We start from the raw sequence: 13,642 nt of genomic DNA, 5'->3' as shown, positions 1-13,642 counted from the left end.
CGTGATCAAGGTTGCCAGTCTGCGAACGTTTCCTGGAAGGTTCCGACCCAATAGGTCTCCTGCGGCCAGGGTTCCTCGTAGGTGCCGTTCTGGATGCCCATGTCCCAGAAGGCCTGCATGCCTGCTTCGCTTGGCAGACGCCCGTCCTCGAAGATCGTTTCGATGAAATCATCGTAGCCGCGCTCGAGATATTCACGCTCCATACCCAGCTTCTGGGCCAGCACTTCAATCGACTTTTCCTTGTCCTCCTTCGCCAGGCGTACGCCTTTGACAAACCCGCGCAGCACCGCCTTGATGGCATTCGGGTCGTTTTCAATGAAGTCTTCACGCGCATAGAAGACATGGAACGGATAGTCCGGCGCGATATCCTCCTGCTTGAGAATCAGATTGAAGCCCAAATCCGCCGCCATGAATTTTTCGGGCGTCGCGAAGATGTTCACGTCTAGTTGCCCAGCTTCCATCGCCGCCAAGCGCGCAACCGACCCGCCACCCTGAACGATCTGGACTTCGGATTGAGGATCGATGCCCTCCTGCAACAGCGCGTATCGCGTGAGAAAGTCGGTCGACGATCCAAAGGTGGTGACGCCAAAACGTTTGCCTCTGGCCTCTTCGAGCGTGGCGATCTCAGGTATCGCATACCAGTCGAAGATCGCCATGTTGAAGCCGCCGTAAAAAACCTTGATGCCTTGACCGGTCTCGACCCCGACCAGTGCTTCGGCCAAAGCGCCGATGCCGATGTCGACCGCGCCCGCTACCATGCCGCGCACAAGGTCGGTGCCGCCTTTGAAGGCGACGATCCTGACATTGACACCCTGCTCCTCGAAAAAGCCTTCAGATTCCGCAAGATAGATCGGTAGATAAGTCGACGTATTGAGCGGCAGCCCTATCGTAATGTCGGTCTTTTCGATTTCCTGAGCGTAAGCGGGCTGCAATGACGCCACCGTGATTGCAGCCACTGCAGTGATATTCCTAACCAACTTCAGCATGTTCTCCTCCACTGCTGATCTCATTTTCTAGGCGGCATGTTCCTCGAACTTTTCCGGCCGGATGTCAGTCCTGGCCAAGCCATCCATCGCTACGACCTCCTGCAGCAACGAACGCGCATTGCGTAGCGGAAAGTCGCTTTCCGCTGCTTGTCCTTCTATCCGCTGCAACCTGCCCGCAAGATCGGACGGCAAGGCCGAAAGCTTTCGCGCCGATACCGTTATGGGATCTTGTGCCGTTTCCTCTGGCGAAGCCGCCTCGAATTCATTGGCGCCGGCTTTTACCACGACCTCGGCCGGCCACCCGGCGCCCCCCACCCCCACTTCGAGCGGCTTCATCGCGACCTTTCCGGCAAGTGACAAGGTCGTCTCGAGAAACGGACGGGTGCGGGCGACATCGCTCAGACGCTCAGGTTCGAACGCCGCCACCCCCAATTGAAGACCGAGATGAGCAATGGTCGAAAGCCTGTCGCCAAGGACAAGTTCGCGGCTTGAAACGGCTATGGTTTCCTTGGGTACCCGTACGGTAATGGTCTTGATCGTTGCGGGGTCCAACCCGTCGGCAATCAGACGGCGAAACGCTGAAATGGCGTTCATGCCTTGGCGAGCCGCGACGAAGGGCTTCAGTTCGACACGCATTATTGCCTCCTTGTCGAACATCCCAACCCCAAGACCGCCGGCCGCCCTTCCCTGTCCCTTCATCCAGTCCGCAGACAACAGGGCGAGATCGCCTCTAACGCCGGCGCGCGCGGCCAACGCCGCTCGAATGCCTTTGAGGGTTGCCTCGCCAACGGACAGCCAACGCGAAGACGGTGAGCCCGTTGGGCGGCCATTTCTTCCCGACGTACCGGCCATCGCAATCACAAGCGCCTGCGCCGTTAAATCGGGTCCAAGCTCCAATGCCATCGCGGAACTGACGGCGGCCACCGCCGGCGCAGCAAACAAACCCGGCCAAGTTTCAGGCAATGCATCGACCCCACCGATCGCCGTGCAAAGCGCGAGGCCAACGACGTGACCTGCTGCCACGGCCCTTACGAAAGCCGCCTCGTCTGAAGCAAACATAAGAGCGGTGGGAACTGCGAACGCGTCCGGCGTGGCGCATGACGGTACGTTGATCGCATCCCATTCTGTATAGCGAATAATGGCGGCGGAGGCGGAGGCTACGGAGGCCCGATCATCCGCTCCCGCTCCGGCATTCGCGTAGAATTTCAGAAGATCCGCACCTTCCCTCGTCATCACCCCTGCGCAAAGACATGCTAGAGCATCGATCGAGTGTGAGAATACGCATGCACGCAGATTCGGATCGTCGCCGTCAATATTGTGTAGAAAACCGGCAATCTCCAGCGCGTTCATGCCGCCTCCCCCTTGTGTTCGGGGACTGTCCCAAGACCAATCGGCCGCGCGGCGACAACCGTTTCGCCATCGACGTGAAAAGCCGCTGTCAGGATACCGTAGGCTACAGGTCCGCGTAACGGTGTCTCTTCGCTGGCGACTACGGTCAGAGGCCGCGTACCCATCGGTGCTTCCAGGTGCCAATCGAGCAGATGCGAATTTGGCGGCAAGACAGCTGACACATCCAAAGCGTCGGCATGCAGAGCCGGCCATTCGGCATCCAGTTGGCTGTATGTACGCGCGAACCGGGCAGTTAAGTCCGCATCGCTCGAAAAGCTTTGGATGCGGCGAACCCACACACCGTTATATGCCACCGATAAACGCACCGCGAAGCTGCGGCCAAGCCGCATCTTCCCGGCTCGGATGAAGCGCCGATCCTTTGACAGGTCAGGCGCAACAGCAACATAGCACTCCTCGGCACCAGCCAGGCGCACCGCCCGCTCCACCGGCCCGGTAAAATCGCCGACAAAATCGACCTGCGCATCGCCCACGGCAAAAGCTGCACGCGCGATCTCGTCCGTATAGCGAACGAGGTGCAGCTCAGCTTCGTCGACATCGCTGCGAATACGATCGAAAAAGCCTGTCGCATCGGAAAGCTCTACCTTCGCTACCGACAAGATTTCCTCGACCAAACCACCGGGCATTCGATCGAGTTCGACAACGCCCAGTCGTCGGGCACCAGCTTGTGCCAACCGCTCGCCCGCCAGCCTGCCGGGAAACGGCGAATGCGCCACTTCGAACGTCGGGCTTACAGATTTCACCCATTCGCCAACACGCTTGGAAAGGGCTGTCAGAAAGATCGGCAAGCCTTCTCGCAGCATCAAGACCAGCCCGTCGGACCAATAGGGGGTGAAGCCCGATACCCATGTCACGCCCGCCGAGCGCACATGGTTGGTGTAGATCAGGAGGCCATCGAGCTCGGCACCGACCAGTGCGTCGCACAGCCTTGCCTGTCGTGCTTTCACGTCAGTCACGGACAATTCGTCTTCCCGCCACCTGATCAGTCCGTGCCTCATGCCGCCGCCCTCCTGGAATCGACACTGAAGAGCCGCCGTGGTGTCGTCGTCAGAATTTCGGGACCGTCGGTTCGGACAATCAGAGAATCGCCGTGAACGAAATATCCGATCTCGGGATTGTAGGTGTTCGGATGTACAATGAGCGACATCCCCTCCTCGATCACCGTATCCACACTTTCGAGGATGTGCGGTTTTGTATCCGGAAACAGGCCAAGCCCGTGGCCACGCACCCGGGTATATTCACTGGTGACATAGTCGCCGAGGCCATGCGCACGAAAGACGTCATTTTCGGCGCGCGCGATATCGGCCGCCTTGACGCCCGGCTTGACCACGGCGAGCCCCGCCTGCAAGGCGTCGTCATAGATCGAGAACACCTTTTGTTGCGTCTCGCTCGGATCGCCGAGCACCAGCGTGCGGCAGACTTGGACGTAATAGCCATTGACGCAAGGCGTCAGTTCGGTCGTGACCAGATCGCCCGTTTGCAGCACCTTGCCGAGCGGTGGTGCCATTCCTCGCACCTCCGGCCCGCCGACGCCGATAATCATGAAGTTGTCGTCCACGCCTTCGCTGCGAAAGAACGCTTCCACCTCGGCGATCAACTCATAGTCCTTCTTGCCGACGGCTGCGGCGTTGCGGAAGACCGTATAGCCCTGGTCGGCAAGGCGCGCCGCGCCCCTGATGGCCTCAAGCTCCTCGGTGGTCTTCACCATTAACAGGCGATCGATAAACGCCGTCGCATCATCAAAGTGCAAATCATCGCGTCGGGCCGACAGACCGTAAGGCAGATGCCGCTTTGGGCCAGCAGCAATGCGTTGGTTGCCCAGACGAGCGATCGCGTCACAAACAGTCTGCGTGAGCGAGGACGCTACGATTGTCGTCACCTGCGGGCACTCGACACTGGCACGTTCGGCTTCCAGTTGGTCATCAAGGTAGAGCGCGATCTCACCGTCGCGCGTGACGATGGCGATGCCTTCGCCTTCCAGAATGCCGAAATCAGCCGCGTAACGCAGATAGTCGTTCTGCCACGCATTGCCGTAAAGCACGAGGACGTCGATATGCGCCGCCTCCATGGCCTCGATCAATCGCTTCCTGCGCAACTCGCCGATCATCATGCGCTCCTCAACCATTGACCGCCGCGCGGCGCGGAGGAGCGAGTTCGGCATAGCCATAATCACGCTCCGCTGCCTGCATGGTGACGAAGCCGTTAGAAATGTCGTCCTCAAGGTCGGTGCGCGATCGGTTGCGCGGATCGCCATATCCTCCTCCACCGGCCGTCAGAAAGGTGATGCGGTCACCCGGTGCGAACTGAACGTCGGTCGCCTTGTGTACCTTTTGACGCGTACCGTCCGCTCGGTCGATGATGGCAACCGAGACTTCGCCTGCTGCACCGCCGTGAAGCCCCCAGGGAGGCGTCACCGTGCGGTCGAAGTTGATATTGCCCCTGCACGAACGCATGCAGCGATAGGTCAGTTCGATACCTAGACCGCCCCGATGCTCGCCAGCGCCACCCGAGTCCGGACGCAGCGCATGGCGCTCGATCATGAAGGGATACTTCATTTCCTGAAGTTCTACGGGCGTGTTGCGCACATCGCCCTGGCAAACGGAAACAGCGGCGGATTCTCCATCCTCGTGTGGACGCCCGCCCCAGCCGCCGCCGAAAATATTCATCAGCAAAAAACGCGAGCCATCTTCGTAAAAGCCGAAGAACGAGCATCCACCCATATCGCCCTTGTGCGCGGCAGGGATCAGGTCCGGTACGGCTGGCGCCAGCGCTTTCAAGATGGTGTCGATCACGGTCGGCAGTGCGATGCTCCACTGACCGAGAGCAGCCGGCGGCCGCGCCGACAAAATGGTGCCGTCCGGCAGATCGACATCGAGCGCCCTGAAACACCCTTCGTTAACGTCGAGATCCGGTGAGGTGAGCGCCTTGAATGCAACGCGCGCAGCAGCAATGCCTCCGGAGCGTCCGGCGTTCAGCGGACCATTGACCTGCGGGTGCATGCCATTGAAATCCACTGTCATGGTCGATCCGGAAACAATAACTTTGACAGCGATTTTTAACGGTGTGGAGAGGTCCCGACCGTCATTGTCGAGATAACTCTCCGCAGAATAGACACCGTCCGGAATACCCTCAATCACTTGCCGGACAGATCTGTCGGCATGGTCCCAGATAGTGTCTACGCAGCTTTCCACCACGCCAAGACCATACCGTGCAACCAGTTCGGAGTAGCGTTTGGCACCGATCTGACAGGATGCGATCTGCGCGCGCAGGTCGCCGAGGCTCGCTTCGGGATAGCGGATGTTGTCCTGGATGATCTGATACAGGGTGTCATTCAGTTCACCGGCTTTGTAAATTTTAAGCGATCGCAACTGAAGACCTTCGGAGAAGATATCGGTCGTCGCGTTCGAGCCAAAACCCTGTCGGCCGCCGCCAATGTCTACCCAATGCGCACGGTTGGCGGCAAAGCCGATGAGTTCACCATCTTGAAAACATGGTGCATACACGACGACGTTGTTCAGATGCTGACCGCAGATATGGCCGTGGTTCATCACCAGCACATCGCCTTCGGCGAACCCACCTAGCCCGTACTTGCCGATGCCGTCTTCGACCGCGATACCAAGGTCGGCAAGAAATATCGGAAGTCCGCCGCGATTCTGCGAGATCATGCGGCCGCTTGTATCGATAAGGCCGCAGCAATAGTCACGCACCTCATAGATCATCATGTTGTATGCGGACTTGCAGAGCGCCTCTGCCATTTCATCGGCGTATGCGACGATCGCGTTGCGGACAACTTCAACCGTGACGGGATCATTTTTCTGCGGAGTCATGCCTATTCCTCGCTCTGGCTGGCTAGCGTCACCAGAAGATGTCCCGCCTCATGCACGACCACGTCGTCACCGGGATGGATCAGAATTGTGGAGTTGGGCTCCTCGATCACCGCAGGGCCGCCGAGTCGGAAACCGGCCGGCAAGGCCGGGCGCCAGTAAATTGACGTCTCGACAGGCTTTTCAGGATCGTCGAACACGACCGCGCGATGTTGCACTTCAACCTCACCTTCCGGTCGCCAGGGGCTCGACAGCCATTCCTCGGCAAGATTGTCGGGACGCGGCGCGGTCAGAACGAGCCGCAGGCTGACGATTTCCAACGCCTCGGTCGGTGCCGACTGGCTGTAGCGGCGGTCGTGTTCCGCATCGAAGCGCCGGCGGATCTCGCGCGTGTCGTCGGAAAGCATACCGGCGCGATCGAGACCAATCGAAATTGTGTGCTCCTGGCCGACATAGCGCATGTCGGCAAAAAAGCGGTAATCAGCTTCATCTCCTGGGATACCATCGCGCTTCATCTGTTTGCGCGCCGTTTTCAACAGTTCCTGATAAACGACATCGACGGCAGCGACCGACAACTCGCCGATACGGCCGATGAAAGTCTGCACGAAGTCCTGGCGCCAGGACGCCATCAACATGCCGAGCGCGGAGAAGGTCCCCGGCAGCTTTGGAATGATAACCTGTGGAATGTAGATTTCGCGGGCAATGGCGATCGCGTGAAGCGGACCGGCGCCGCCAAACGCGATCATTGCCGTGTCACGCGGATCGATGCCTTTGTGGATGGAAACTGCGCGCACCGACAGGGACATCGAACTGTCGGCAATCCTTGAAATCCCCAGCGCAGCCTGCACCGCGTCGAGCCCCAACGGCACGCCGACCTCTTTCATCATTGCCCGTTCGGAGGCCGCGCGGTCGAGCGGCATGCCACCGTTCAAAAAGCGTTCCGGATTGATGCGGCCGAGGATAAGGTCGGCATCCGTCACCACAGGCACGTCTGCACCCTTGCCATAGCATGCAGGCCCCGGGTCAGCGCCTACGCTTTGCGGTCCGACATGCAGTCCGCCGGCATCGTCAACCCAGGCGATGGAGCCGCCCCCAGCCCCAACCTCGACGATATTGACGACCGGCAACTGCATTGGCTGGCCGTCTGCTTCCTCGCCGATCACGTAGCCGGTCTCGATCGCAGGTGCGCCGTCGGTGATCAGGCTCGATTTTGCGGTAGTTCCGCCCATGTCGAAGCCGATGCAGCGCTTGAGACCGAGAAGCCGTGCAAGGCGTCCGGCGCCGATCATACCGGCAACAGGACCCGACTCCATCATGGCGACCGGTTGCTCCTGTGCCTGGCCGATTGACATGACGCCGCCATTGGACCGCATAATATGAATCTTGCCGCCAAACGCATCGGCGCGAAGATACGATTCCAGCCGTTTGAGATAGCCGCCTACGCGTGGACCGACGAAAGCGTTGAGCGCAGTGGTCGACGAACGCTCGTACTCACGATATTCGCGCAGGATTTCATGCGAAAGCGTGACAAATACACTTGGGAGCGCCTGACGCAGCACCTCTCCGATGCGACGCTCATGCGTGGGGTTCGCCCACGAATGCAGAAGACATACAGCGACAGATTCGACGTCGGCCGCGTCGATCTCAGCAACGATGTCTAAAAGAGCCTTTTCATCCAGTGCCTCCAGCACATCCCCGGATGCCAGCATCCGTTCGGGCACCTCAAATGTGAGACTGCGCGGCACCAGCGGCTGGGGCCGTTTGAAAAACAGGTTGAACGCCTGAATGCGGTTGGAGCGGCCGATCGCATAAACATCGCGAAATCCGGCTGTCGTTATTAGTGCCGTGCGAGCTCCCTTGCGTTCCAGCACGGTATTGATCGCGATCGTGGAGCCGTGCAGAATCTCATTTAGCGTGACAGGATTGCAGTTCACCAACTCGATGCTGCGCGCAATACCTTGCGTCGGATCGGCTGGTATCGTGGAAGTTTTTGACGTGACGATCTCGCCATCAACATAGCCAACCAGATCGGTAAACGTTCCGCCGATATCAATTCCGACGATATTCATACATCCTCCCGTCTGTCCCGATATTGGGCAGACCATTTCACTTAACCTCGGCCCAAAGCATCAACACGTTTGAAGTTTACTGACGTCATCTCTCACTCCTCCCGCGTATCCTCGTTCATGATTTGAGCGATGATCGCGGAGAAGAGCAACGGGTCATGAGGCTGTATATTTAATAGGCAATAGGCTATAGGTTATCGCAATGTATAACCTTACACTCCGCCGAATGGAGATCCTTGTCGCCGTGGTTGAAGAGGGCAGTTTCGCTGCTGCAGCTGATCGATTCGGAATCGCACAACCGTCGGTAAGCGCTCACATTCTGGCGATAGAAAAGGAAATTGGCGGACAACTTTTCCTGCGCCGGCGCGGCCGAAAGCCAACGCTTACAGAAATCGGCCTGACCGTTCTTCAGCATGCCCGCGAGCTTCTTGCTGAGGCCGATGACATGCGTGCCGACGTGGTTAAAATTCGAAGCGAAACCGGCCAGCAAGTCATTTTGTCGTGCCAGCGAAGCTTGGCGAATTTCGTCCTGCGCAAAGAAATAACCGACTTCGCTTTGTCGCGTCCCGACATCCAACTCGTGCTGCGTATCGGGAAGCAGGAAGATGTCTTCAACGAGATTCGCGATGGCATTGCGGACGTCGGATGCTTTTTAGGCAATGAGGATCCACGTGGCGTTCGTTCCGAAGTCATCGGCCGAGAAAAATTGGTGCTTATTTCTGCACCAAACCATTTGTTGGCTCGTCGGAAACGAATCAACTCGGAAGATATTGCACGTCAAGATTTTGTCGGGCCGCCTCCGTCCTCGCTTTTCGGGCGAGGCGTCTCGAGGCTTCTCGCTGGTGCGGGAGTGCATCATGTTAAAATCGCAGCTCAGGCGACGGAGTATCAATTTCTGCGTGAGTTCGTCGTCGCCGGGGTTGGCATCGCCTGCTCGCTAGAACGAAGCGTCGCCGCTGACATCGATCGAGGGCTTGTAACGAAACTGGATTTCGCCAGCGACAAACTCTACTTCGACATCCGCCAAATAGTCTCTATGCGACGTCCAATATCCACTCAAGCCGTTCATCTGATGAACCATCTGCGAAATAGTCATCAAACAAGCCATGATATCCATTGATATACGGCAATTTACTAGCTCTATGTCGAAATAGTATGGATGAGATAGTCAAGTTCATGGGGTCATGATACGTGAAGACGATGACGTGCATCTACGCTCGTTTTTCACCGACGCATCTGCGCAAACTTGCGGATTTTCTGGCGATCTAGGTTTGCTGAACCTGCCGACCACTACGCAACCGGGGACGTTAATGTAGTGATTTCGAGGTGTCAGATGGTGGGCGTGACAGGGATTGAACCTGTGACCCCTACGATGTCAACGTAGTGCTCTCCCGCTGAGCTACACGCCCATCTGACGGAGCCGCATACACCATGGAAAAACGGCATCGTCAATAGGTTTGCGCCGCCTTATTTCCCATTGAAGGCTGACGCTGGGCGAACTCGTCAGGCCGCCTGCAACATCTTCTCGACCTCGTTGACGAGATCGCGCAGGTGAAACGGCTTCGACAGGACCTTGGCGTCCTTGGGAGCCTTGGAGTCCGGATTGAGCGCAACGGCGGCAAAGCCGGTGATGAACATCACTTTCAGGTCCGGATCGATTTCGGTCGCCCGGCGCGCCAACTCGATACCGTCCATTTCGGGCATGACGATATCGGTCAGGAGGAGCGAGAATGGCTCCTCTCGCAAGCGTTCATACGCGCTCGCGCCATTGTCGTAGTCGATCACGTCGTAGCCTGCGCGCTGCAGCGCCTTGACGAGAAAACGACGCATATCCTCATCGTCTTCCGCGAGAAGAATTCTTGCCATCTTGTCGTTCGTAACCCTCTTGCCGAGCGGGACCAGACCCGATTCGGTGCTTCAAGCCTATATGCGTTCGACATGGTAAACATCAAGTGAACCCGGGCAGCATCAGCGTTGCAACCGGCGGCCGCTGCTGGACAGTTCAGCCTGCCGGTGGCACAGATGAGAAATGAAGACCTGAGAGGCTGGTTCGACGCGACAAATGACGAAACATCCCGATTTCACGGGCCATCCGCCGTTTGAAACAAGCTCGCCGGCTTTCCAGTCCGTTCCCTTCATTTTCAACTCGCCGCATAGCGGCGCGTTTTACCCGCCGCGTTTCCTCGAGATGGCAAGGCTCGACGCCCATGCGATCCGGCGTTCGGAGGACTGCTTTGTCGACGACCTCTTCGCCAGCGTGGTCGAAAAGGGCGCACCGCTTTTGAAAGCGCATTTTCCCCGCGCCTATCTCGACGTCAATCGCGAACCGTGGGAACTCGATCCGCGTATGTTCACGACGGCTCTGCCGCCGTTCGCCAACACCCGCTCGGCACGTGTTGCAGGCGGGCTCGGCACCATCCCGCGGCTGGTCGGCGAGGGCCAGGACATCTACGCCGGGAAGCTGTCGCTGGATGAGGCAGCGGGGCGTATAGAGGGTATCTACAAGCCCTATCACGACCAGTTGCGCGCGCTGATCGGCGCGACCTACAAGGCGTTCGGCATGGCGGTCCTTGTCGATTGCCACTCCATGCCTGCGTCCATCCGTCTGGCTGAAAGCCGCATTCGCCCCGATTTCATCATCGGCGACAGATATGGCATGTCCTGCATGTCGGACCTTTCCGAAACGGCGATCGCGTATCTGGCAGGGTGCGGCTACACGGTCGCGCACAACAAACCCTATGCCGGCGGCTTCATCACCGAGCATTACGGCCGCCCCGCGCGCGGCATTCATGCGATCCAGATCGAGATCAACCGCAGCCTCTATATGGACGAAGACAAATTGCTGCCGCACGAAGGCTACGACCAGCTTCGTCGTGACATCGACGGCCTTGCTGCGACTTTGATCGACCTATTCTCCCCGCCTGCGGAATTGCCCGTCGCCGCCGAATGAAAAAAAGCCGCCCCAAAAGGAGCGGCTGAAATCTAGGGAGGAAACGCCCAAAGCTGGGCATGACAGGCGAACCTGTCGACATTCAGTTTATGCTGCACTGCACAATTGTCAAGCCGGGCGTTCCGACGCTATTGCAGACGCCAGTTCGACCGGAGCCCTTTATGAACGTTACGCCCGACTTCCTCCGCCAGTTCGCAAGCGCTGCCGCCGCGCAAACACTGCCGCGTTTTCGCCAGCCGCATGACATCACCAACAAGCTGGAAGGCGGCTTCGATCCAGTGACCGAAGGCGATCGCGAGGCCGAACGCGCGATCCGTGCGCTCATTGAGGCGAGTTTTTCCGACCATGGCATTCTGGGCGAAGAATTCGGCGCGACGAACCTGCCGAACCGACATTGCTGGGTCATCGACCCTATCGACGGAACCCGCGCTTTCATTTCCGGATTACCCCTGTGGGGCACGCTGGTCGGCCTTCTCGAAGACGGCGACGCCGTCGCCGGCATGATGAGCCAGCCCTTTACCGGAGAACTCTTTTACGCAACGAACGGCACCGCGCATTACGAAGGCCCCGGTGGCCCAAAGACCCTGATGACGCGTGATACGATCGATTTGGCGGATGCGACGCTTTGCACGACCACGCCGGTCCTTTTTCCTAACGGCGAACGGGAAAGCTACGACCGGGTGGAGAATGCGGTTCGCCTGACTCGCTACGGCACGGATTGCTATGCCTACTGCATGCTGGCGGCCGGTCAGGTCGATCTCGTGATCGAGACAGGCCTCCAGCCCTACGACATCGTCGCGCTCATCCCGATCATCGAGGCGGCGGGCGGCGTCATTACGACGCGCGATGGTGGCCCGGCGGAAAGCGGTGGCTTCATCGTCGCGGCAGCGACCGCAAAATTGCATGCGGCCGCGATAAAAATGCTGAACGGCTAATCAGCGCGGCAGAACCGTCGCGCCCATCAATTCCTTGTCGATGGCATGCGCGGCTTGGCGCCCTTCGCGGATGGCCCACACGACCAGCGACTGGCCACGGCGGATGTCGCCCGCGACGAAGAGCTTGTCGATATTCGTTTTGTAGTCCTGATCGTTGCCCGTCACGTTTCGCGAGCCGCGCCTGTCGGTGGTCGTGATAAGGTTCTCGCCAAGCTGGTCGACGAGGCCGCCGACGAGCGGCCCGGCGAAGCCGATCGCGATGAAAGCGAGATCGGCCTTGATGATGAACTCGGTGCCTTCGATCGGCTTGCGCTTCTCGTCCACCTGGCAGCACTTCACGCCGGTCAGAACGCCATCTTCGTCGCCCACGAATTCGAGCGTCGCGACCTGGAATTCCCGGTCTGCGCCCTCGGCCTGGCTGGACGAGGTACGCATCTTCGTCGCCCAGTAGGGCCACACGGACAATTTTTCCTCGCGCACCGGCGGCTGCGGGCGGATATCGAGCTGCGTCACGCGCACCGCGCCCTGCCGGAACGACGTCCCCACGCAATCCGAGGCCGTGTCGCCGCCACCGACGACCACGACGTGCTTGCCGCCGGAAAGGATCGGATCGGCCGCCCATGCGCGCGACTGAATGTCCTCGCCGCCGACGCGGCGGTTCTGCTGGACGAGATAGGGCATCGCATCGTGGACACCCGCAAGTTCGAGCCCCGGAATGCCGGCCGGACGCGGATTTTCGGATCCGCCGCAGTAAAGCACGGCGTCGAACTCGGCCGTCAACTCGTCGAGCGTCTTGTCGGTGCCGATATCGACGCCGCAATGAAAGGTCACGCCCTCGCCCTGCATCTGCTCGACGCGCATGTCGATATAGTGCTTCTCGATCTTGAAGTCGGGAATGCCATAGCGCATCAGACCGCCAGGCTTCGACTCGCGCTCGTAGACGTGGACGTCGTGGCCGACGCGGCCAAGCTGCTGCGCCGCCGCCATACCGGCCGGGCCGGAACCGATGATCGCTACGCGCTTGCCGGTCTTCTCGGCGGCTGGCTGTGAGCGGATCAGGCCCTTCTCATAAGCCTTGTCAGCAATCGCCTGCTCGACCGTCTTGATGGCGACCGGAATGTCCTCGAGGTTCAGCGTGCAGGCTTCCTCGCATGGCGCTGGGCAGATGCGGCCTGTCCATTCGGGGAAGTTGTTGGTCGAATGGAGGTTGCGGATCGCCCCTTCCCAGTCCTTTTGATAAACGAGGTCGTTCCAGTCCGGGATCTGGTTGTGGACGGGGCAACCCGTCGGCCCATGACAGAACGGAATCCCGCAATCCATGCAGCGCGCCGCCTGTTTCTCGACTTCCGGTTCCGACATCGGAAGAGTGAACTCCCGGAAATGACGGATGCGGTCGGAAGCCGGCTGGTATTTGTGCACCTGCCGGTCGATCTCGAGAAAGCCTGTTACCTTGCCCATAGTTCGGTCCAATCGT

The 13,642-nt window shown here is 59.1% G+C and carries 11 protein-coding genes and 1 tRNA gene; 3 read left to right on the top strand and 9 right to left on the bottom strand.

Annotated features, from left to right (window positions below; genetic code table 11):
• Window positions 1-5 precede the first annotated feature (5 nt).
• From ACX82Z_RS00750 to ACX82Z_RS00725, 6 genes are all read right to left on the bottom strand, one after another.
• On the bottom strand, window positions 6-998 hold the full coding sequence (locus tag ACX82Z_RS00750; RefSeq protein WP_459586245.1) for an ABC transporter substrate-binding protein: 993 nt from the start codon (window positions 996-998) through the stop codon (window positions 6-8).
• Between the two features lie 15 nt (window positions 999-1,013).
• Complete coding sequence (locus ACX82Z_RS00745) at window positions 1,014-2,336, bottom strand: hypothetical protein (RefSeq protein ID WP_459586244.1); 1,323 nt, start codon at window positions 2,334-2,336, stop codon at window positions 1,014-1,016.
• Window positions 2,333-3,181, bottom strand: a complete 849-nt coding sequence (locus ACX82Z_RS00740; protein ID WP_459586243.1) for a hypothetical protein — start codon at window positions 3,179-3,181, stop codon at window positions 2,333-2,335. Before ACX82Z_RS00740 ends, ACX82Z_RS00745 begins: the two co-directional genes overlap by 4 nt.
• Before the next feature lie 206 nt (window positions 3,182-3,387).
• Entirely contained in the window at window positions 3,388-4,560 is a 1,173-nt protein-coding gene (locus ACX82Z_RS00735; protein ID WP_459586242.1) for a M24 family metallopeptidase, read from the bottom strand.
• Window positions 4,511-6,220: a hydantoinase B/oxoprolinase family protein gene (locus tag ACX82Z_RS00730; protein WP_459586241.1), complete on the bottom strand. Its 1,710-nt coding sequence runs from the start codon at window positions 6,218-6,220 to the stop codon at window positions 4,511-4,513. Before ACX82Z_RS00730 ends, ACX82Z_RS00735 begins: the two co-directional genes overlap by 50 nt.
• 2 nt (window positions 6,221-6,222) lie before the next feature.
• Window positions 6,223-8,286: a hydantoinase/oxoprolinase family protein gene (locus ACX82Z_RS00725; protein WP_459586240.1), complete on the bottom strand. Its 2,064-nt coding sequence runs from the start codon at window positions 8,284-8,286 to the stop codon at window positions 6,223-6,225.
• A gap of 199 nt (window positions 8,287-8,485) precedes the next feature.
• Between ACX82Z_RS00725 and ACX82Z_RS00720 the strand changes: the two genes are divergently transcribed.
• Complete coding sequence (locus ACX82Z_RS00720; protein WP_459586239.1) at window positions 8,486-9,403, top strand: LysR family transcriptional regulator; 918 nt, start codon at window positions 8,486-8,488, stop codon at window positions 9,401-9,403.
• 214 nt (window positions 9,404-9,617) lie between these two features.
• Here the strand turns inward: ACX82Z_RS00720 and ACX82Z_RS00715 are convergent.
• Both ACX82Z_RS00715 and cpdR read right to left on the bottom strand, forming a co-directional pair.
• Window positions 9,618-9,692: transfer RNA gene (locus tag ACX82Z_RS00715), tRNA-Val, on the bottom strand.
• A gap of 94 nt (window positions 9,693-9,786) precedes the next feature.
• Complete coding sequence (cpdR, locus tag ACX82Z_RS00710) at window positions 9,787-10,149, bottom strand: cell cycle two-component system response regulator CpdR (RefSeq protein ID WP_459586238.1); 363 nt, start codon at window positions 10,147-10,149, stop codon at window positions 9,787-9,789.
• Between the two features lie 196 nt (window positions 10,150-10,345).
• Between cpdR and ACX82Z_RS00705 the strand changes: the two genes are divergently transcribed.
• Entirely contained in the window at window positions 10,346-11,233 is an 888-nt protein-coding gene (locus ACX82Z_RS00705; RefSeq protein WP_459586237.1) for an N-formylglutamate amidohydrolase, read from the top strand.
• Between the two features lie 161 nt (window positions 11,234-11,394).
• A complete protein-coding gene (gene hisN, locus ACX82Z_RS00700; protein ID WP_459586236.1) occupies window positions 11,395-12,168 on the top strand; it encodes a histidinol-phosphatase in 774 nt (257 codons plus the stop codon).
• Here the strand turns inward: hisN and ACX82Z_RS00695 are convergent, their stop codons facing one another.
• Window positions 12,169-13,626 carry a glutamate synthase subunit beta gene (locus ACX82Z_RS00695; RefSeq protein ID WP_459586235.1) on the bottom strand — a complete coding sequence of 486 codons (1,458 nt, stop codon included), beginning with the start codon at window positions 13,624-13,626 and terminating at the stop codon, window positions 12,169-12,171.
• Window positions 13,627-13,642 lie beyond the last annotated feature (16 nt).

It is taken from the genome of Aliihoeflea sp. PC F10.4 (assembly GCF_054612275.1).
The sequence above is the reverse complement of the archived record's forward strand: the minus strand, read 5'-3'. Positions and strand labels throughout refer to the sequence as shown.